Source organism: Micromonospora sp. NPDC085948, assembly GCF_040686315.1.
Classification (GTDB): domain Bacteria; phylum Actinomycetota; class Actinomycetes; order Mycobacteriales; family Micromonosporaceae; genus Micromonospora.
On sequence record NZ_JBFBJW010000001.1, the window covers coordinates 385200 to 405230 of the forward strand.

General features: G+C 71.4%; 16 protein-coding genes. 10 read left to right on the forward strand and 6 right to left on the reverse strand.

Going from position 1 to position 20031, the window contains the following annotated elements; genetic code table 11:
* Positions 1-15 precede the first annotated feature (15 nt).
* Entirely contained in the window at positions 16-690 is a 675-nt protein-coding gene (locus AB0O48_RS01875; protein WP_357241871.1) for a hypothetical protein, read from the forward strand.
* A 36-nt stretch (positions 691-726) separates the two neighbouring features.
* Here the strand turns inward: AB0O48_RS01875 and AB0O48_RS01880 are convergent, their stop codons facing one another.
* Complete coding sequence (locus tag AB0O48_RS01880; protein WP_357572556.1) at positions 727-1947, reverse strand: multidrug effflux MFS transporter; 1221 nt, start codon at positions 1945-1947, stop codon at positions 727-729.
* Positions 1948-2242: 295 nt separating this feature from the next.
* Here AB0O48_RS01880 and AB0O48_RS01885 point away from each other — a divergent pair, with 295 nt between their 5' ends.
* Genes AB0O48_RS01885 through AB0O48_RS01905 form a run of 5 tightly spaced genes read left to right on the forward strand, consistent with a single transcriptional unit; the run spans position 2243 to position 6418 of the window.
* Positions 2243-2794, forward strand: coding sequence for an RNA polymerase sigma factor (locus AB0O48_RS01885; RefSeq protein WP_357241868.1), 552 nt, complete (start codon positions 2243-2245; stop codon positions 2792-2794).
* Positions 2791-3588, forward strand: coding sequence for a zf-HC2 domain-containing protein (locus tag AB0O48_RS01890; protein WP_365062390.1), 798 nt, complete (start codon positions 2791-2793; stop codon positions 3586-3588). The genes AB0O48_RS01885 and AB0O48_RS01890 overlap by 4 nt, the downstream gene beginning before the upstream one ends.
* A gap of 42 nt (positions 3589-3630) precedes the next feature.
* The gene (locus AB0O48_RS01895; protein WP_357242416.1) at positions 3631-4431 is read left to right on the forward strand and encodes an ABC transporter ATP-binding protein; all 801 of its coding nucleotides are present in this window, start codon (positions 3631-3633) and stop codon (positions 4429-4431) included.
* Positions 4428-5807, forward strand: a complete 1380-nt coding sequence (locus AB0O48_RS01900) for a hypothetical protein (protein ID WP_365062392.1) — start codon at positions 4428-4430, stop codon at positions 5805-5807. Before AB0O48_RS01895 ends, AB0O48_RS01900 begins: the two co-directional genes overlap by 4 nt.
* A complete protein-coding gene (locus AB0O48_RS01905) occupies positions 5804-6418 on the forward strand; it encodes a hypothetical protein (RefSeq protein WP_357241859.1) in 615 nt (204 codons plus the stop codon). The genes AB0O48_RS01900 and AB0O48_RS01905 overlap by 4 nt, the downstream gene beginning before the upstream one ends.
* A gap of 75 nt (positions 6419-6493) precedes the next feature.
* On the opposite strand, the gene AB0O48_RS01910 is transcribed toward AB0O48_RS01905, so the two are convergent.
* Entirely contained in the window at positions 6494-10234 is a 3741-nt protein-coding gene (locus tag AB0O48_RS01910) for a S8 family serine peptidase (protein ID WP_365062394.1), read from the reverse strand.
* A gap of 145 nt (positions 10235-10379) precedes the next feature.
* On the opposite strand from AB0O48_RS01910, the gene AB0O48_RS01915 reads away from it, so the two are divergent.
* From AB0O48_RS01915 to AB0O48_RS01925, 3 genes are all read left to right on the forward strand, one after another.
* On the forward strand, positions 10380-10619 hold the full coding sequence (locus AB0O48_RS01915; protein ID WP_365062396.1) for a hypothetical protein: 240 nt from the start codon (positions 10380-10382) through the stop codon (positions 10617-10619).
* Between the two features lie 396 nt (positions 10620-11015).
* Positions 11016-11558: a SigE family RNA polymerase sigma factor gene (locus AB0O48_RS01920; RefSeq protein WP_365062398.1), complete on the forward strand. Its 543-nt coding sequence runs from the start codon at positions 11016-11018 to the stop codon at positions 11556-11558.
* Entirely contained in the window at positions 11551-12681 is a 1131-nt protein-coding gene (locus AB0O48_RS01925; RefSeq protein WP_365062400.1) for a hypothetical protein, read from the forward strand. The genes AB0O48_RS01920 and AB0O48_RS01925 overlap by 8 nt, the downstream gene beginning before the upstream one ends.
* Positions 12682-12753: 72 nt before the next feature.
* Here the strand turns inward: AB0O48_RS01925 and AB0O48_RS01930 are convergent, their stop codons facing one another.
* The 4 genes from AB0O48_RS01930 to AB0O48_RS01945 all read right to left on the reverse strand — a co-directional run bounded on the left by AB0O48_RS01930 (position 12754) and on the right by AB0O48_RS01945 (position 18276).
* Positions 12754-13305, reverse strand: a complete 552-nt coding sequence (locus AB0O48_RS01930) for a thymidine kinase (protein ID WP_357241847.1) — start codon at positions 13303-13305, stop codon at positions 12754-12756.
* Between the two features lie 152 nt (positions 13306-13457).
* Positions 13458-15077 carry an ABC-F family ATP-binding cassette domain-containing protein gene (locus AB0O48_RS01935; RefSeq protein WP_365062402.1) on the reverse strand — a complete coding sequence of 540 codons (1620 nt, stop codon included), beginning with the start codon at positions 15075-15077 and terminating at the stop codon, positions 13458-13460.
* An 18-nt stretch (positions 15078-15095) separates the two neighbouring features.
* Positions 15096-16700 carry an ABC-F family ATP-binding cassette domain-containing protein gene (locus AB0O48_RS01940; RefSeq protein ID WP_365062404.1) on the reverse strand — a complete coding sequence of 535 codons (1605 nt, stop codon included), beginning with the start codon at positions 16698-16700 and terminating at the stop codon, positions 15096-15098.
* Between the two features lie 412 nt (positions 16701-17112).
* Positions 17113-18276, reverse strand: a complete 1164-nt coding sequence (locus tag AB0O48_RS01945; protein WP_357572529.1) for an acyl-CoA dehydrogenase family protein — start codon at positions 18274-18276, stop codon at positions 17113-17115.
* A 250-nt stretch (positions 18277-18526) separates the two neighbouring features.
* Here AB0O48_RS01945 and AB0O48_RS01950 point away from each other — a divergent pair, with 250 nt between their 5' ends.
* On the forward strand, positions 18527-19954 hold the full coding sequence (locus tag AB0O48_RS01950; protein WP_357572528.1) for a UDP-glucose/GDP-mannose dehydrogenase family protein: 1428 nt from the start codon (positions 18527-18529) through the stop codon (positions 19952-19954).
* Positions 19955-20031 lie beyond the last annotated feature (77 nt).

Genomic DNA, 20031 nt, shown 5'->3' on the forward strand with positions numbered 1-20031 from the left:
CGGTACGGTGCGCGGATGCGACATCTCTGGAGCTTCCTCGCCGGGCTGGTGGTGGCGCCCATCACCTGGGTGCTCGTCACACTGGGGCAGGACGGGTCGAGCCGGACGGTCGACCGCTGGGTGGAGACCGGCACGTTCAACACCGCCAACCTGATCGAGCCAGCCGTGTACCTCGGTGTCGGCGGCGTCCTGCTGGGCCTGCTGGCCACGCTGCGCTTCTCGCCGCTCGGTCCGCTGGTGGCCGGATTGCTGCTGGTCACCCCGTACATCGGGATGTTCGTGGCGCCCTTCGCGGTACGGGACGCGATCCCGTACGAGTGGAAGGTGGCCGGCGATCCGTTGCCGCTGCGGCTGCCCGTGGAGAACGGCACACTCTTCCTGATCGGCCTGCTGCTGCTGATGGCGACCTTCAGCGTGCAGCGTTGGCGGCAGTGGCCGCGCCCCGCCACCGAGCCGGCCGTGGCGCCGGTGTCCGCGCCGGGCGCCGGCCCCCGCGACGACGACTTCACGCTCACCGACTGGCCGTCCCACACCACCCCGGAGCGCGACACCGCCCCGCTCACTCTGGGTTACCCGGCCGAGTCGACACCGACCGAGCCGTTGCCGCGCCGGGTGGGTGGCGAGTCGCCCTGGTCCGCCCCGCCGCGCGGCCAGCCGCGCCCGGAGGACAACACCACGGAGATTCGCTGATCGTCGGGCGGGCCGGGCAACCGGCCCGCCCGATTTCTAGTGCACGGCGACCGCCAGGTCCGGGTCGACGGTGCCGAGGTCGGCGCGGGGCACGACGAGGAGCATGACGATCAGCGCGGCGGCCATGCCGCCCGCGATGACGATCGCCATCGGTACGCTCCCGGCGCCGAACAGGCCCGCCAGCGGCGCCGAGAGGGCGCCGACACCGAACTGCACGGCACCGAGTAGCGCGGCGGCGGTACCGGCGGCCGCACTGTGCCGGCTCATGGCCAGCGCCGGAGCGTTCGGCAGGGCCAGGCCCGCCGCGGCCAGGACCAGCCACAGCGACGCGAGCAAAGTGCCCAGGCCACCGAAGCCGGTGGCCGCGAACATGACGAGCAGGAGGCCGGCCGCCGTTCCCGCGATGAGCGCGCTGACCAGGATCTGCTGCGGGGTGTAGCGGCGCAGCAGCCGGACGTTGAACTGGGTGGCCGCGATCAGGCCGACGGCACCGGCCCCGAAGGCCAGGCCGAACTGCTGCTCGTCGAGGCCGTACTCCCGTTGGAGCACGAACGACGACCCCGCGACGTACGCGAACAGGGCCGCCATCGCCAGCCCGGCGACCAGCACCAACCCGACGAACGCCCGGTCGTTGAGCAGCCCCCGGTAGTCGCGCAGGGTGGCAACGATCCCTCCGTGCCGCCGACGCGCCACCGGGAGGGTCTCCGGGAGCCGCCGCGCCGCCACGACGATCAGCAACGCGCCCAACACCGCCAGCGCCGCGAAGACGCCCCGCCAGTCGGTCCAGCTCAGCAGGCCGCTGCCCAGGGTCGGCGCGAGGATGGGGGCCAGGCCCATGACGAGCATCAGCCGGGAGAAGATCCGGGCGAACGACGCGCCACTGAACAGGTCGCGGACGACGGCGGTCGCGACCACGGTGGCGGCCGCGACGCCCAGCCCCTGCAGGACACGCAGCGCGCCGAGCACGGCGATGGTGGGCGCGAAGACGCACAGCACGGAGGCCACGATGTGCGCGGCCAGCCCGGCCAGCAGCGGCACCCGCCGTCCGACCACATCGGAGAGCGGCCCGATCAGCAACTGGCCCAGCGCCAGGCCGACAAGCGTGCCGGTCAGCGTCAACTGCACGGCGGTCTCGGTGGTCTGCAACCCGGCCGTGATGGCGGGCAGCGCGGGCAGGTACATGTCGATGGTCAACGGCCCGATGGCGATCAACGCACCGAGCACGAGGACGAGTTGCGCTCGCTGACGGTTGGTCATCAGGTCACCGGGCAGCACCTCCCCGGTCGTGGGCGGGGGTGCCGTGCGAGTGCCCGGTTCGGTCTGGTCCACCAACTGCTTCATCATCTCGGTCTCTCTGCGGAAGCTTCTACGTCGTTACGGCGTCAGCGCGTCCGCAACTGCCGGGCGTGTGTCGGCAACGCCCGCAGCCCGTACGACGTTCCCGCTGTGGGGGGCATCACGCCGCGTCGGCCCGATCCGAGTACGGAAGAAATGTGACCGGGGTCACCGTCGGGCCAGAACCGAAGTGGAGGGTCGCATCGTCTTGCCTGTCGTGAGACGAAGTCTGGACGGACTCGACGAGGGTGAGTTGCTTCGCCGCGTCGCCCGCGGCGACCGGCGTGCCTTCGACGCACTGTACCGGCGTACCGCCCCGTGGCTGACCACGCGGCTCCGTCGGCGGTGCGCCGACGAGGACGTGGTGGCCGAGGTGTTGCAGGAGACGTACCTGGCGGTGTGGCGGTCGGCCGGCAGCCAGGCGCAGTCCGCGGGCTCCGGCAGCGCGGTGGGCTGGTTGTGGACGATCGCCGCGCACCGGCTTGTCGACGCGTTCCGCCACCGGGCCCGACGGGAGCGGATTCCGTCGGTGCAGACCTACGACGCCGTGGCTCCGGCGGCCGAGGAGGAGGCGCTCGCTGGTGGGTTGGACGCCAACCTGGAACAGGCCCTGCAGGCACTGCCGGCGGAGCTGCGTCAGGTGCTGCGCGCGATGGTCCTCGACGGGTTGACCGTGCGGGAGACCTCGCTGCTGCTCGGCATGCCGGAAGGAACCGTGAAGACCCGCGCGCGGCGGGCCCGGATCGCGCTGCGGGAGGCGCTGTCATGACCACTCATCCCACCAAGACGATGATCTCCGAGTACGCCTCGGGTGGTCACGGCGTCGACGACACGACCAGCTGGGCGGTCGAGGCGCACCTGGAGTCCTGCGCCGCCTGCCGGGCGGTCCTGGCCGACGCGGTCGACCCCGCCACCCGTGACCTGCTGGACCGGGTGGCCGACGGCATCGCCACCGGAATCGCCACCGGCCCTGCTCCGGTGCGCCGGCGGCGACTGCGGCGGACCGGGGTCGCCGGGCGGATCCTGCCGTGGCTGGCCACCGCCGCCGGCCTGATGCTGGCCGCGGTGCTCTTCGAGACGACCTTCGACAACCTGCCGTCGCTGGTGCTGCTCATCGCGCCGATGGCACCGCTGCTACCGGTGGCCGCGCTCTGGAGCCGGCGACTCGATCCGGCCTGGGAGCTGATGGCGACCATGCCGCGTACCGGGTTGGCACTGCTGCTGCGCCGCACGTTGGCGGTCCTGGTGGCGGTCATCCCGGTGCTGGCCGTGGCGGGCTGGGGCACCGGGCACTCCCCGGGTCTCTGGCTGCTGCCGGCGCTGGGCTTCACCGCCGGGGCGCTGGCGCTGGGCGGACTGGTGGGGGTGGACCGCGCCGCCGCCGTACTGGCCCTCACCTGGTCCGCGGGTGTCGTGACGCCGAGTCTGGCCGGCGGGCGGCTCCCGGCCGTCCTCGCGGACAGCAGCTCGCCCTGGTGGGCCGCCAGCACCGTGGCGCTGGTAGCCGTGGTGCTCGTCCTGGCCCGGCGACGTCCGCTCGGAGAACCTCCCCGCACGTCGTGACCAGCTGACAACACGAACCACAGACCGAATGGAGACGTCATGATGCGTATCGTCAGCGCGGCGGAGACCAGACCGTCCACCCATCCGTGGGCGGTGCGAACCGAGGAGTTGCAGGTCCGAGCCGGACGACACCTGGCGGTCAACGGGCTGGACCTGGCGTTGGGCACCGGCGTGCACGGGTTGCTCGGCCCCAACGGCGCCGGCAAGACGACGTTGATGCGAGCGCTCGCCACGGTGGTGAAGCCCGCCGGTGGCCGGTTGAGCCTGCTCGGCGAGGACATCACCGCCAAGGCGGACCTCCGTCGGGTCCGGCGTGGCCTGGGCTACCTGCCGCAGCACTTCGGCTTCTACCCGCGCTTCACCGTCCGGGAGTTCGTCGAATACATGGCCTGGCTCAAGGAGATGCCGAAGACGGTCATCCCGGGCGCGGTGCAACGGGCCGTCGAACGGGTCGGCCTCGCCGACCGCGCCGACTCCCGGATGAAGACGCTCTCCGGCGGGATGCTGCGCCGCGCCGGCATCGCCCAGGCGATCGTCAACGATCCGGAGGTGCTGCTGCTCGACGAGCCGACGGTCGGCCTGGACCCGGAGCAGCGCCTCGACTTCCGCGAGCTGTTGCGCGAGATCGGTCTGGACAGCTGCGTGCTCGTCTCCACCCACCTGGTCGAGGACGTCGCGGTGGCCTGCACCGACGTGGTGCTGGTCCACGAGGGTCGCCTGGTGTGGCAGGGCACCACCGGGCAACTGGCCCAGCAGGGCGGCGCGGACGATGCGGGCGACAGCGCCACCGAACGTGGCTACTCGGCGCTGCTGCGCTCCCACCGTGGGCAGGTGCCGGCATGACCGGGCGCATCCTGCGCATCGAGCTACGCCGGTCGGCGGCGCTGGGCGTCGCGCTGCTGTTGCTGGTGACTGGCGTGCCGTTGCTGCTCACGTCCACCCAGTTCTTCACCGGCCGGTGGATGCAACTGGCGGTCATCGCGCGGTCGATGCTCGTGCTCCTGCTGCCGCTGGCGCTCGCCGGTGGGGCGTGGCTGGGTCGGCGCGACGCCCGGTACCGGGTCGGCGAGTTGTTCACCAGCACCGCTCGACCCCGGTGGCACCGCACCACGGTGACCGCCAGCGCGCTCGCGATCACGGTGGTGGCCGCGTACATCCTGGTGTGTCTCGTCGCGGCCGGCTGGGTGGTGCCGACGGCGCACTACTTCCCGGGCGCCACCATCGTCGTCGCCGCCGTCGGTGTTCCGGCCCTGATCGCCGCCGGCTGGCTCGGCATGGCCGCCGGTCGGGCCGTACCCCGGGTGATCACCGCACCCGTCGTCGCGGTGGCCGGGTTCGCCCTGCTCGGGCTCGTCCCCGAACTCGTGGCGCAGCCCGACCCCGACACGGCGGTCATCCGGCCCGAACCTGCGGCGCTGCTGCTCATCCCGGTCATCAACGAACTCGACGACTTCCAGACGATCATGCCGCGGGTCAGCGCGCTCCAGACGTTGTGGCTGGTGGCGCTCGCCGCCACCGGACTGCTGCTGCTGGGCACGGTCCGCCGCCGAGCCATCGCGCTGGCCGTCCTCCCGGCGGTGCTCGGCGCCGCGGTGGCCGTACCGCTCCTGCCCATCGGCGGCACACGCGGGGCAGCGGTCGTCGACCCGGCCGCCATCGAGCTGGTCTGTGACAACGCCGGCCCGCAGGTCTGCGTGACGCGGGTACACGCCGAGCTGCTGCCCGACGTCGTCGGCCCGGCCCGCCAGGCTCTCGCCATGATGGCGGCCAAGCTGCCCAACGCACCCGTCCGGGCGGTGCAGACCCAGCAGGTCACCTACTGGGCGCGGCTGGACCCGCGAGCGGCACCGGCACCGCACTCCGCCGACACGATCGTCTTCGACACCCCCTCGTTCGACCGCCTCGGCCGCGCCGACCTGTCCGGCGACTACTTCCTGCCGTCCCTGCTCGAGGCCGCCTGGCAGCAGGAGTGCGCCGAACAGTCGATTCAGGGCGACGAGTACCGGGCCCGGATCGTCGCCGCCGCCTGGCTGACCGGCCGACCACCGGCCCCGACCGGATGGGACCCCACGGAGGTGGAGCGGCTGGTGGGCGCGTACCAGGCGCTGGTGAGTCTCCCGGAGGCCGAGCAGCGGCGTCGGATGGCGGCGGCCCGCGAGGCGGCACTGGCCTGCCAGGGCGACGGCCTCGTGGCGGTCCTGCCCGAGGGCCAGCCGTGAGGTGGCTTCAGCTCCACCTACGCTCCCGCCGGGTCCCCCTCGCGCTGACCACCGCGACCGCGCTCATCACGGTGGCGTGGGCCCTGTCGCTGGCCTACACCGACTCGACGACCATCAACACCCGCACGGCCAGCCTCGTCATCATGCTGGCGGTGGTCGCGGCCGGCACCACCCTCGGCGGCGCCGACGACGCCCTCGACCGCACCGCGGCGGTCAACTGGCCGCTGCGACGCGCCGGGCACCTGCTGCTCGCCGTCGCCACGATCACCGCCCTGCTGGCCCTCAGCACGGTCACCGACGCGCACTACGAACCGTTCAGCCTGATGCTGCGCAACACCGCCGGGCTCCTCGGGCTCACCGCCCTCGGTGCCGCCCTGTTCGGTGCCGCCCTGTCGTGGATCTGCCCGCTGACCTGGACCCTCATCGCGGTCCTGCCGCTGCTGGGTCCGAGCGGGGACCTGCGGGTACAGGTCGCCGGATGGCTGATCCAACCCGCCGGCACCACCGCCGCCACCGTCTGCGCCGCCACCCTGGCGGTGGTCGGTCTGCTCGCGTACGCGCTGCGTGGCGGCCCGCTGCGGCCCGCCGTGGAGATGTCCCTCGACAGGTGACGGGCCGCCTCGCCGGGTCGATCGCGAGCGGGCGGCGGGTGGGGACCGATGCCGGTCCCCACCCGCCGCCCCAGCTCACCGCAGGCCGAAGGCCCGGGTGATGCGCTGCTCCACGCTGTTGCCCCGGGCGTCCCGGGCCGTGGCGCGCAGGGTGACGAAACCTGCCGTACGCGGGGCGTCGATCCGCGTACGCCAACCGTCACCCTTGTGCTGGAGGTTGGCGTGGTGCCAGCTCGCACCGTCGTCGTAGGACACGTCCAGCGTCACCGTCCGGATGGCGGACGCCTCGGTCGCCGTCGGCAGGTGCAGTGCGGTGACGGTGAGGTCGGCGTTGCGCTTCGCCCTGCCGTCGACATCGGTGTCGACGGCGTAGTCGAGCTGGATCAGGGACGGTTCCCACGCCAGGACGCCAGGTTTGATCCGGGCGGAGGTGAAGCCCCATTCCGTCCTGGTGGCGGTGGAGTACGGGCCGGCCCAGCCGTCCCGCCTGTTGTCCGACACGAGTCGGTACGGCAGCGGCTCCGGGCTGAGGACGCTGCTGCTCATCATCGGGTGGAAACGATCGGCCTCGCCGACGAGCGTGTCGCCCTGGTAGAGCCGAAGGCTGTTGTCGACGGCCATGTTGCCGGAGGTGCTGCCCTCGTGCGCGGTGCCCGAGTCGCCCCAGCCGGGGATCAGTGCGGAGATCGCGTCACCGTCCCCCCGGAAGACGGTGTTGGTGGTCAGCAGCCGAGGCCGTTGCACCGGGCCGAACCACCGCTCCTGCTGGACCGAACCGGCCCGATAGGTGGTGGGCGCCGTCTGCTGGGACTGCTCGTCCGGCACCGCGACGTTCGTGGTCCACCGCGTCCCGGCGCTGACCCAGTCGGTGCGGTCGCCGCGCGCCGCGACCTCGTGGTAGTCGAGGCCGCTCATCGATCCCGACGCGGTGAGGCCGTTGCGCGTCTCCACCGCCCGGCCGGGACGCCAGTTGCGCAGGGACATGTCGACCCGGGCCAGTTCACGCTTGGTGACCCGCTGGGCGAGGTCCGCCGGGATGGCACCGACGTAGTCGCGGATCAGGTCGTAGACGTACTCGGTGGTCGGGTGGGAGGTGACGTCGAGCCGGACCCGCTTCTCGCGCGTGATCCGGGTGATCAACTGCTCACCCTCGTCCCGGGTGAGGGTGGCCACGGTGACCGGCGGCGGGTCCTGGGGCACCCACACCGAACCCGGCCACGCCGCGAGGCGCCCGGCGCCGTCGTTCACCACGAGCAGGAGACGAGCGCCGGCGGCCGCCGCCGCCGCGGCCTGCCTCTCCACGGGTACGGCGTCGTTGCGGCGTACCACGGCGGCCTTGCCACGGGCGTTCAGCGTGGCGTAGCCGCTGCTGTCCCCGTCGCCGGCGAACACCGCGTCGAGGTGCTGATCACCGCGGGGCAGCGGCGTCGCGGCCCGCTGCACCCGAAGGTCGTCGTAGTCACGGCCGTCGTCCGTCACCGTCACCGCGGGCTGCACCGTGCGCCACTGGGTGCTGAAGCTGAACGTACCCGTCGTGACCCCACGGTCGCTGGGCAGCACCCAGACGCTGTCGTGCGCGGGATCCAGGAGCCAGCCGTCGGTCCAGACGTTGCCGCCGAATCCGCGGGACACCTCGATGCGGGCGCCGTCCAGGGTCGACTCCTGCGGCGTGGTCACCGAGACCCGGCGGGCCTTGGTGGCGTCGAACGCGACGGTGCGGTCCTGGTCGAGGGTGATCTCCGGTACCGGCAGCACGGCGAGCCCGCGCGAGTTCGGCCCGTTCGCGCCCTCGACCTCGGTCCTGAGCCACGCCGCGTACGTGCCGGCGGGAAGCCGCAGCTCCAGGGTGCCACTGGCGTCGATCTGCTGCTGGAGGACGGTGTTGTCCTGCCCGAGCAGGAGGAGGTCTCCGCCTGTCGGTCTGCCACCCCGGTCCTTGGCCGTGAAGGTGAGGCGGTGGCGTACGCCCTCCCGGCCGATGGCGAGCGCGGTGCGGGTGCGGACCGCGCCGGAGGCATCGGTGGCGGTGAGGAAGCCCGCGAGGGGGTTGTCGGCCGGTACGCGGTCGAAGTCCGTGGCCACGGTCACCGAGGTGACGCCGCGCGCCGGGACGGTGATCTGCCGGGACGACAGGGTGAAGAGGTTATTCGGGGCACCGTCGACGGTCGCGGCGAGGTCGAGGGTGACAGCGTTGTCACTGAGGTTGCGATAACTGACCTCCCGTTCGACCGTGCCCTCGGGGGCGGTCGGCCACTCGGGGTACCCGAAGTCGGCGCTGGTGCTGGCGACGACGGACGCGCCCGTGGTCGCGGCGATGTCCAGTCGACCGTTGCCGCCCTGGTACGGGTTGAGGCCGGCGAGCGGCTTCGCGGTGCTGACCAGAGCTTCCTTGAGCTGCTTCCCGCTGAAGTCGGGATGTTGGGCGGCCAGCAGCGCGGCGGCGCCGGCGACGTGCGGGGTGGCCATCGAGGTGCCGTCGCCGAGGCGGTACCAGCCTTCGCCGGCGGAGGCCTGCGAGCGGGCGGCCAGGACGCCGACACCGGGCGCGGTGAGGTCGGGCTTGAGGGCCCGGTCGCCGATCCGCGGACCCTGGCTGGAGAAGTCGGCGAGGGTGTCGTTGCCGTCGACGGCGCCGACGGTCAGCGCGGCGTCCGCACTGCCGGGGCTGCCGATCGTGTACTGACTGGGACCGGTGTTTCCGGCCGCGACGACGAACAGCGCGCCGGTCTCTTCGCTCAGCTCGTTGAGCGCCACACTCATCGGGTCGGTGCCGTCGGTGGGGTCGGCCCCGAGGCTCATGTTGACGATCTTGGCGTGCTGCTCGCGGACGGCCCACTCCATGCCGCTGATGATCCAGGAGTCCTGGCCGGAGTTGTTGTCGCCGAGGACCTTGCCGACGTGCAGCCGTACGCCCGGGGCGACGCCCTTCTCCGTGCCGCCCGAGGCCGCGCCGGTGCCGGCGATCGTGGAGGCGACGTGCGTACCGTGGCCGAAGACGTCCCTGACCGTCTCGCCGGGAACGAAGGACTCGGTGGCGGCGATCTGGCCGGCGAAGTCCGGGTGGCTGACGTCGATGCCGGTGTCCAGGACGGCGACGTCGACGCCCTTGCCGGTGTTCCCGGACGCCCAGACCTGCGGGGCACCGACCTGCGCGGTGCTGTCGGCGAGGTCGGCCTCGACCTTGCCGTCCAGCCAGATCTTCGCGATGCCGCCGCGGAGAGCGGGCCGCCCGCCGGTGGAACGGGCGGTCGCCTCCCCGCCGCCGGTGATCGACGACCAGAAGGTCTCCGATCGGTCGACGTTCAGGGCGGCGCCCTGGATGCTGTCCAGCCGACGAACGTCGCGGGCGCCCGCGGGCGCCGAGGCGCTACGGGAACGGGCGGCGGCAGCGGTGTAGGTGACGATCAGCGGAAGGTGGTCGCGCCGCGCGTCGTCGTAGCCGTCCGCCAGCAACTCCGAGAGATTGAACAGTTGCTTGTCGAGCAGCCCGGCGCCCACGTACGCCAGCACGCCGTGCGGGTAGACGTAGGTGTCCCCTCCCACCCGGGACGAGGTGAACCCGGTCAGCCGTCCCTCGGCGTCTCGCACCTGTGGGCTGAGACTTCCGTCGGCCGACCGGGTGGCGGTGACCTTCTCCCCGGTGATCAGGGTGACGGTGGGGGTGGTCGCGGGAGCCGGGGGTGCGGCAGACGCGTGGGCGGATGGGGCCGAGGGGGCAGCGGGGCCGGGTGCGGCCAGGGCGGGCGACGGGGCGAGCACCGCGAGCGCGGTGCACAGCGCTATCGGCAGTCGTCCGCGCAGACGTGGAGGTAGCAATACGATTCCTCAAGTTGATCAACACAGGAAAGGCAGATGCTAATCTCCCGGCCGCTTGTTTCCGCTGTGGATCTTGGATGTTTCGCGACGGGTGGGCACCGGCGGTCGAACCCGCCCCGAGCACCACATCGATAGGATGCCGTCGATGAGAGTTCTCCACTGGATTCCGGCAACCCCAGACGATGCCGTGCCACTGGCGGCTCTCTTTCGACGGGCCGAGGCGCACGCCCCCGTCGGCCTCGATCAACGCGCCGAGGACGCCGGCAGACGGCTGGCGAGCCTCGGTCCGGACCTCGCTCGGCACACCCTCGTCGGCGTCGCTGACGACGGGGCCGTCGCCGCGTACGCGGAAGCGGCTGACATGGGGGCTCGCACGGCAACGTAAACCCGGGCGGCCACCCCGGCTGTCTGCCTCATCGAAGGCGTCGCGGCACGCGTCGCGCAACGCCTCCTCGCGATGACCGCCGCGATCCGGCACAACCTGGCCACCGGCCCACCCGTAACCAAGTCCTTGATCGCCTACGGGCGGCACGCAGCCGTCAGGCAGTGGCCTGGCCAGGCATCGGTCCGACCCGTCAGCCCCGGAAACGACGCAGGCGGTAGCAGCGCCGGGCGGAGCGGCAGTTACAGGCGGGGGGACCGGTGAGTCGCGCGACCGTCCGCGATGGCCGGTCCGGACCCCGGACCGGCGCCGAGGGTGCCGGATCACTCCGGCGTCCTCCGACTCAACCTCGGGACGGGCGGACGGCGTTGATACGGGTAGGACGCAGAAGGGGGCAGGATGAGTGGAGCGGACAGGTACGCCGGGTTCCGCGAGTTCGCCCTCGCGCGCGGACCGGCCCTCTCGCGGACAGCCTACCTACTCGTCGGCGATCACCAGGAGGCGCAGGACCTGCTTCAGGAGGCGCTGGCGAAGACGGCCCGGCACTGGCGTCGGGTGCAGGCCGGCGGCCACCCGGAAGCCTACGTCCGCACGGTGATGCTCAATCAGCTTCGCTCCTGGCGCCGCCGGCGGCGACCCACCGAGGTGACCTCCGAGCGGGTTCCCGACGCGGCGTCCGGCGACGACCTCGCCAGCGACACCGCCGTGCGGGTCACGGTGGCATGCGCACTCGCTACCCTGCCCGCGCGCCAGCGGGCGGCGCTGTACCTGCGCTTCTACGAAGATCTGTCGGAAGTGGAGACCGCCCGTCTACTCGGGTGCAGCGTCGGCACTGTGAAGCGGCACGTCCACGACGCCCTGGTCCGCCTGCGACGGCACATCCCCTCGACTCCGCCCACCGCGCTCGAAGGCGTCCAGCCGTCGGAGGTTGACCATGTCTGATGCGTTCCGTCGTGTTTACCAAGATCTGGCCGAGCACGGCCGCAACTACGCCGATCCCGACCGGGCGATCGCCGTCGCTCGGCGCCGCCGAATGAACCTCACGGTCGGGGTGTCTGCCTGCGCCGGGGTCCTTGCGGTGGTGACGGCGGCGGGGGTCGTCATGCAACCGTTCGGGGAGGTCGGACCGACCACGCCGGGGTCGACAGCCTCCGGCAGGCCGGCCGGCCTCGCACCGCCGGCGGTCGATCCGCTCGCCCCGGCGCCAGCACTGCCGTCCACGGGCGTCGGCCACGCCACTCTCGTCTACGCCACGTGCGCGGCCGGTTGCGCACCACGGCTTCTGCTCCCGGACGGCCAGCAGTTCACGCTTCCGGTGGCCAGTCCGATCGGCGTGGCCCTGTCCCCCGACGGACGGTGGTTGGGCTATCCCGACGCAAGCCGGTACCTGGTACGCGACCTGAAGGGCGGGCAAGTCCTGTCGATCGAGCCGAAGTCCACGGGTGGTCGGGTCACCGGACGGGCTTGGGCGCCGGACTCGGGCTGGCTCCTCCTCGACGAATCCGCGTCGGCAGAAGGCGGAGAGTTCGTCCTCGTCCGTCTGAGCTCCGGCACGCAGCGACGGATCCCGGGGTCACCAACCGAGGTGATCGGGGTGATGCGGGGAGGCGAACCGCTGTCTATCCCACGCCGGCGGGATCAGACGCGCCTGACCACGCTGACCGTCACCGCCGGCCTGGCGGGCACATCGCCCCCGGTCACGGTCGAGGTCGGGGACCGGATCGGACCCGACGAAACGATCGACCGGTCCGGCATGTTGTATCCGAGCCGCGACGACAGCCGGCTACGGGTCGTCGTCACGACGATGGACGGTGATCGTCCTACTCGGGTGCTCGATGTCGACCGGAGCGGTCGGGTCCACTCCGAGCAGCAGGTACCGATGGACTCCGGCCGCTGGTACGTCATCGGCTCGGACGGCGAGCGGATCTTTCTCGGCCGGCAGGTCAATCTGAGCTCGGACGGCCCTCGGACGATCGTGCTGTCGATGGACGGCCTCAACCTGCGTGAGGTGGCCACCCTCCCGCAGGACGCCATCGTGGTGATGCCCGGCGGACGCACCGGCTGACCCAAACTCGGCTGCGGTACCGCACCTGTGCGGCAGCCCCGGAGGGGGACATGTTGCGGGTTGGCGACCCTCTTAGGGGAGAATGACACAACGGCGGCAGCGGGCCTCGTACGTGTAGGTCCCGTCGTCCGGCAGCGCGGTTGACGGCGCGAGTTCTCGGATCATCGGCTTGCCGTCCTCGAGTACCTGCGTGTGTGTCGCGTCGAGAGACCGACAGACGTCGCACACCGCACGCCGATACAGCACCTTCGCTGGCGCCAGTTCGAACAGCGCCTTCACCGGAGCGAACAGGCATCCCCGGTGATCCAGATCGATGCCGGCGACGACGACCTGAATTCCCGAACGGACCGCGGCACCCAGCACGGCGATGTCATCGACGGTAAACATGTGGATCTCGTCGACGCCAATGACTTCGACCTCAGCGTCGGCGGCGCCTCCAAGTGAGCTGACCTTGACCGTCTGCAAACTGCCCCCGGAACGTGAGGTCACCGCAATGTCCCGGCTGTGCCGAGTTGACTGGTAGATCCGGTGCGGGATGCCGGCGTGCCGGAGCGGAGACAGCAGGCTGATCATTTCCAGCGACTTGCCGCCCTTGACCGGGCCGAGGATAACCGTCAGGTCCATGGGCCCAACCCTGCCATCAACCACCCCGCTTACGGTCGGCACCCACTCGCCCCGAGACCGCTCTTACACCGCGAGGGACAGCCCGGGTCGCGCCGCCGTCCAGGACCTACCCGGAACGGCAGGCTCGGATCATCGAGCGATCCGCGAGCGGCTCACCGCACTGGCGCGAGCAGCCGGCCGCCCTTCAGGGCCGCCTCGGTGCCGGTCCAGCGTGCCTGAAACAGCCGGTCGTGCGAGACCACCACCACCGCGCCGGAATAGTTGGCAAGTGCCTGCTCCAACTCCTCGACCAGCATCAGCGACAGGTGGTTCGTGGGCTCGTCGAGCAGCAGCACGTCGGCCTCGACGGCCAGCAGGCGGGCCAGAGCCAGCCGGCGCCGCTGCCCGACGGACAGCGCGCCGACCGGTTTGTCGAAGTCACCGGCGCGGAACAGGCCCAGCGATTCCAGCCGCTCGGCGTGCTCCTGGCGGGTGCCGACGCGGCCGGACGCAAACGCCGACAGCAGGCTGTGCGATGGGGCACCGACCGCGCTCTCCTGCGGCAGGTACCCCCGACGCCCCCGGCGCCGCACCGTCCCTTCGTCCGGGGTCAGCACACCGGCCAGCACATCGAGCAGGGTCGACTTGCCGGCCCCGTTCGGCCCGGTGACCAGCAGCCGCTCACCGGCGGTGACGGTCAGCTCCGGCACCCACAGCCGGCCGGCGACCCGGACGCCGCACGCTGTGAGGACGGTGCCCTCCCGAACTGCCGCGTCGAGCGGCGCGTGCAAGCGCAGCGGGTCCGGCGGTCGGGGCACCGGTTCGGCGTGCAGTCGGTGGAGGCGTTCGGCGGCGCTGCGTACCCGGGTGGAGATCGACGCTTGGACTCGGCGGCCGTCACCGTTGTACTTGCACTTGTTGTGGTCCCTGATGGCGCGGCCGGGCGCCACCCGGTACGCCGTCGTCGTGCCCCAGTCGGTCCAGTGTGCGATCTCGGCGGTCCACTCCGCGTGGGCCTGCTCCCACCGCTGCCGCGCCGCCCGCTTCTCGGCGAGGTATCCGGCGTAACCGTTGCCGTAGCGCACCACCGTGCCCCGGTCCCCGTCGACCTCCAGGATCGTGGTGGCCACCCGCTGCAGCAGCAGCCGGTCGTGGGTCACCACCACGAGCGTGCCCCGGTGCCGGCGCAGCCGGTCCTCCAGCCAGGCCAGCGCCGTCCCGTCGAGGTTGTTGGTGGGCTCGTCGAGCAGCAGCAGTTCGGGGTCGGCCGACAGCACCCCGGCCAGCGCGAGCCGCGCCCGTTGCCCACCGGAGAGCGTGCCGAGTGCCCGGTCCGGCGTCAGCTCGCCGATCCCGAGGGCGGACATCGCCGCCCGCACCTGCGCATCGGCCCGATATCCGCCGCGCAGTTCATAAGCGGTGACCATTTCTCCGTACGCGTGGAGTAGCCCAGCCTCGCCGGCGCTGAGCTCCTGCTCCGCCTGAGTGATCCGGCGCTGGAGGTCGCGCAGGTCCGCGAGCGCCGCGTCGATCGCGTCGGCGACTGTGGCCGTGTCCGGCAGGTCGAGGACCTGGCCGAGGTATCCGATCCCGCCGTCGGCGGTGACCACTATCTCGCCCTCGTCCGGTAGCTCTTGCCCGGCGAGCAGCCGCAGGAGGGTGGACTTCCCGGCGCCGTTCTCGCCTACCACGGCGGCCCGTTCGCCGTCGCGGACGGTGCCGGACACCGCGTTCAGCACCCGGCCGTGGGCGTACGCCTTACTCACCGCGTGCAGTGTGAGTTGGGTGGACATGGCACTCCTCTCCGGCGATCAGGCCCGGACGCGGCCGTCGAGCAGGGTCAGTTCGGGGCCCTGCCAGCCGCGGCGCAGCCAGCGGTCGTGGGAGGCGACGACGACGCCGCCCGGCGCGCTGCGCAGCGCCTCTTCCAGCTCCTCCACCAGGCGCAGCGACAGATGGTTGGTGGGTTCGTCGAGCAGCAGAACGTCCGGCGGCCGGGCCATCAGCATTGCCAGGGCGACCCGGCGGCGCTGGCCGGTTGAGAGTTGTCCGATCGGCCGTTCCACGTCACCGCCGACCAGCAGGCCGAGCCGGGACAGCGGCACCGCGGGGTCGTCGCCGGCCGCCTCGGCGTAATACGAGTGGGCAGTCCGCTGCGGGTCGGGGAACTCGACGTCCTGCTCGAGCAGCGCGACGCGCAGCCCCTCCGACCGGTACGCGGCGCCAGCGTCCGGCTCCAGGTCACCGGCGAGCACCCGCAGCAGCGTCGACTTGCCAGCCCCGTTGGGCCCGGTGATCAGCAGACGCTCGCCGGTCGCGACGGTCAGGTCGTCGATCTTGAGCCGGCCGTCGACGCGTACCCCGCGCAGCGAAACACTGCCCTCGTGCGGGCCGAGCCCGGTCACCGCGGCGGTGAGGCTGAGCTGGGCCGGGGGCCGCTTGGCCTGGTCGGCGGTGAGTTCGTCCAGACGCTGCTGGGCGTTGCGCACCCGCCGGGAGATCTGTTTCTGGACTCGGCTGCCGTGCCGGTCGTACCCAATCTTGTTGTTGTCCTTGATGGAGCGTGCGTGGTTGACGTCGGGCGCGGTGGTGGCCACGGCCTGTCGCAGCTCCTTCAATTCTTTCTGCTCGGCCGCGTACTGCTGCTCCCAACGCGCCCGCTCGCGGCGTTTGACCTCGAGGTAGTCGGAGTAGGTGCCGCCGTAGCGGGTGACACCTCCCCGGGACGGGTCGAGGTCGACGATGTCGGTGCAGGTCCCGTCGAGGAATGCCCGATCGTGCGAGGCCACCACTACCGCGCCCGGAAGTTCGGCCAGCCGCTGCTCCAGGAAGCTGACCGCTTCCTCGTCGAGGTGGTTGGTCGGCTCGTCCAGCAGCAGCGCCCGCGGCTGCCGGATCAACAGCGCTGCCAGGCCGAGGCGCGTGCGCTGCCCACCGGAGAGCGAGCCGAGCGGACGGGTCATGTCCGTAACGGATAGACCGAGGCCGTCGAGCACCAGCTTCGCCCGGTGGTCGGCGTCCCAGAGGCCGTGGCCCTCAGCCCAGCCGAGTAGATCCCCGTACTCGGTGAGGGCAGCCTCGTCGTCGGGCCGCTCGGCCAGGATCTCACCGAGATCGTCGAGCCGGTCGCGGACTCGGTGGAACTCCTGGAGCGCGTCGTCGACGACGGCGCCGAGCGGGGCATCAGCCGGGAACGGAAACTCCTGACGAAGAAACTCGGTATCGGCCGCGCGCTGCACCTCACCGCTGTCCGGCTCCTCCTCGCCGGCGAGCAACCGCAGCAGGGTGGACTTGCCGACCCCGTTCTCACCGACCAGGCCCAGCCGCTGGCCGGGCCCCGCGGAGAGCGAGACACCGTCGAGAACGATGCGATCGCCGTAGACCTTCACCAGGTCTTGGGCATGCAGAACAGACACGTTTGACACGCGGACACCAATCGCCGAATCAAGTGGGGATCGACTGCCCGCCGGGGCTCGACAACCACGAGAAGGTGGCGTGCCACGGCAGCGGGCTGGGTGCGTGTCAGTAGATCACCCGGCCATACTCACACGAACCAGGCAACCCGACAACCTGTTTGCCGGGCCGCCGAGACGGTTCCGCAGCGTCCGCGACCCACGACGGCATGCCGATGCGGCGCACCGTCACCGGCTGCACGAGCTGCCTGGGCTGCTACAACTTCGCCGCTCGGCGCAAGGGCCACCTGCCCGGCGGGCACCGCTCTCGACATCCGGCGCAGCCGAAAAATCCGCAGAGCAACCGGCCGGATACGAGATGTGACCGAGTCGATCGACTCGGTCACATCCGCTCTGAGCTGCAAAACAGCCGCAATCAGCCCTTCAGCAGCTCCCGTGCCATGACGATCCGCTGCACCTGGTTCGTTCCTTCGTAGATCTGGGTGATCTTGGCGTCGCGCATCATCCGCTCGAGCGGGTAGTCCCGCGTGTAGCCGTAACCGCCGAGCAACTGCACCGCGTCCGTGGTGATCTCCATGGCGGCGTCCGAGGCGAAGCACTTGGCCGCCGCGCCGAAGTAGGTCAGATCGGCGTCGCCACGCTCGGACTTGCCGGCAGCCGCGTAGGTGAGCTGCCGGGCAGCCTCCAGCTTCATGCCCATGTCGGCGAGCATGAACTGGATGCCCTGGAACTCAGCGATCGCCTTGCCGAACTGACGGCGCTCAGCCACGTACCCCTTGGCGTAGTCGAGCGCGCCCTGCGCGATCCCGACGGCCTGCGCGGCGATGGTGACCCGGGTGTGGTCCAGGGTCTTCATCGCGGTGGCGAAGCCGGTGCCCTCCGCGCCGATCATCCGGTCGGCGGGGATCCGCACGTTGTCGAGGTAGACCTCGCGGGTGGGCGAGCCCTTGATGCCGAGCTTCTTCTCCGGTGCGCCGAAGCTCACACCGGCGTCGGACTTCTCCACGACGAAGGCCGAGATGCCCCGGGATCGGGCGGCCGGGTCGGTGACGGCGAAGACGGTGTAGTACTCGGAGACACCCGCATTGGTGATCCACCGCTTCACGCCGTTGAGCACCCAGTGATCCCCGTCACGCACTGCCCGGGTCGTCATCGACGCGGCGTCGCTGCCCGCCTCCGGCTCGGAGAGGCAGTACGAGAACATCGCGTCCCCGGCCGCGACCGGCGTCAGGTAACGGCGCTTGAGGTCCTCGGAACCGGACAACAACAGCGGCATGGTGCCGAGTTTGTTCACCGCCGGGATCAGCGAGGAGGACGCGCAGGCGCGGGCCACCTCCTCGATCACGATGGCGGTGGCCAGCGCGTCCGCGCCCGCGCCGCCGTACTCCTCGGGGATGTGCGGGGCGTGGAAGTCGGCTGCCCGCAGTGCTTCGTAGGACGCCTTGGGGAACTCCCCGGTCTCGTCGGCCTCGGCGGCGTGCGGGGCCACCTTCGCCGTGCAGACCTCTCGGACCGCGTCCCGGATCGCCTGGTGCTCCTCGGGCAACCGGTAGACGTCGAACGACTCGCCTGCGGCCATGTTGGGTCCCTTCCCTTCACCGCTATCATGCGCAGTCTGTGGCGACTCCTGACCGCCGACCGCGCAGACTGAAGACTAGCTACTGCAGTTCAGGTGATGTTACCGGCGCGTAGGTATGGGCATGAGGGTGCACCCAGGCCGCTGGGCAATGATGGAGGACAACAGTGAGCCACCCCTCCGGTGCCCCGCCAGGCGCCGCAGCAGAATGCGACGCGACGACGCGCCGCCAGTGCGAGCGGAGAAGACAGGCGTGACGATCCCCTACCCCACCATCCAGCCGACCCCCGCCATCGCCGCGGTGACACCGCCCTCAGGCGCGCCTCGACCGCGGGTGACGTTCCTGGGAACCGGCTACCTAGGTGCGACGTACGCCATCTGTTACGCCGAACTGGGCTACGACGTGCTCGGATTCGACGTCGACGCGGACAAGATCGCGATGCTGAACGCTGGTCAGGTGCCGATCCACGAGCCCGGCCTGGACGAGTTGCTGCGGCGTAACCTCGCCGCCGGCCGCCTCCGGTTCAGCACCGACATCGCCGAGACCGCCGACTTCGGTGACGTGCACTTCATCTGCGTCGGCACCCCGCAGCGGGCCGACGGCATGGGCGCCGACCTGTCGTACGTCGAGGCGTCGGTCACCAGCCTCGCGCAGCACCTCACCCGCAAGGCGCTGATCGTCGGCAAGTCCACCGTGCCGGTCGGCACCGCCGAGTGGGTGGAGCAGCTGGTCGGCAAGCACACCCCCGGAGACCTGGGCGTCGAGGTGGCGTGGAGCCCCGAGTTCCTCCAGGAGGGCTTCGCCGTCGACGACGTCCTGCGCCCCAACCGGATCGTGGTCGGCGTGAAGAGCGAGTGGGCCAACGGCATGCTCTACGCCGCGCACAAGGGCGTGTTCGACCTGGCCGCCACCGAGGACCGCGAGGTGCCCCTGGTGGTCACCGACTTCGCCACCGCCGAGCTGGTCAAGGTCGCCGCGAACGCCTTCCTGGCCACCAAGATCTCCTTCATCAACGCGATGGCCGAGGTCTGCGAGGCCTCCGGTGGCGACGTCACCCAACTCGCCCGCGCGATCGGCTACGACCCCCGGATCGGCAACCGGTTCCTCCAGGCCGGCCTCGGCTTCGGCGGCGCCTGCCTGCCCAAGGACATCCGGGCCTTCCAGGCCCGGGCCCAGGAGTTGGGCGCCGGCGAGGCGTTGCGCTTCCTGCACGAGGTCGACCTGATCAACCTGCGCCGTCGTACCCGGGTGCTGCAACTCGCCTCGGATCTGCTCGGCCGCCGCTCCGGTCCGGCCGGCCCGGACTTCTCCGGCACCCGGATCGCCGTGCTCGGTGCGACCTTCAAGCCCAACACCGACGACGTCCGCGACGCTCCGGCGCTCGCCGTCGCCGCGTTGTTGCACAAGGCCGGCGCCGAGGTGCACGTGTACGACCCGCAGGGCAGCGAGAACGCCCGCCGCGCAGTGCCCGAGCTGATCTACGAGAGCGGCATCAACGAGGCGGTCACCGGCGCGGACCTGGTCTGCGTCCTCACCGAGTGGGCCGACTTCCGCAACGCCGACCCGGTCGTCCTCGGCGAGTTGGTCAACGGTCGCAAGGTGGTCGACGGTCGTAACTGCCTCGACTCGGCCCTCTGGACCCAGGCCGGCTGGGAGTACCGGGGCATGGGCCGCCCCTGATCGGACCACCCCACCGGCCGGCCATCGAACGTATCGGTGGCCGGCCGGTGTCGTTGTTTGCCCCGGACCCGCCGACA

Bases quoted from the DNA above. Each gene is read 5' to 3' on its own strand.
- AB0O48_RS01930 (WP_357241847.1), bottom strand. From the start codon at position 13,305: ATGGACCTGACGGTTATCCTCGGCCCGGTCAAGGGCGGCAAGTCGCTG.
- AB0O48_RS01945 (WP_357572529.1), bottom strand. From the start codon at position 18,276: ATGGCCGCAGGCGAGTCGTTCGACGTCTACCGGTTGCCCGAGGAGCAC.
- AB0O48_RS01915 (WP_365062396.1), top strand. From the start codon at position 10,380: ATGAGAGTTCTCCACTGGATTCCGGCAACCCCAGACGATGCCGTGCCA.
- AB0O48_RS01935 (WP_365062402.1), bottom strand. From the start codon at position 15,077: ATGTCCACCCAACTCACACTGCACGCGGTGAGTAAGGCGTACGCCCAC.
- AB0O48_RS01920 (WP_365062398.1), top strand. From the start codon at position 11,016: ATGAGTGGAGCGGACAGGTACGCCGGGTTCCGCGAGTTCGCCCTCGCG.
- AB0O48_RS01925 (WP_365062400.1), top strand. From the start codon at position 11,551: ATGTCTGATGCGTTCCGTCGTGTTTACCAAGATCTGGCCGAGCACGGC.
- AB0O48_RS01875 (WP_357241871.1), top strand. From the start codon at position 16: ATGCGACATCTCTGGAGCTTCCTCGCCGGGCTGGTGGTGGCGCCCATC.
- AB0O48_RS01880 (WP_357572556.1), bottom strand. From the start codon at position 1,947: ATGACCAACCGTCAGCGAGCGCAACTCGTCCTCGTGCTCGGTGCGTTG.
- AB0O48_RS01900 (WP_365062392.1), top strand. From the start codon at position 4,428: ATGACCGGGCGCATCCTGCGCATCGAGCTACGCCGGTCGGCGGCGCTG.
- AB0O48_RS01890 (WP_365062390.1), top strand. From the start codon at position 2,791: ATGACCACTCATCCCACCAAGACGATGATCTCCGAGTACGCCTCGGGT.
- AB0O48_RS01895 (WP_357242416.1), top strand. From the start codon at position 3,631: ATGCGTATCGTCAGCGCGGCGGAGACCAGACCGTCCACCCATCCGTGG.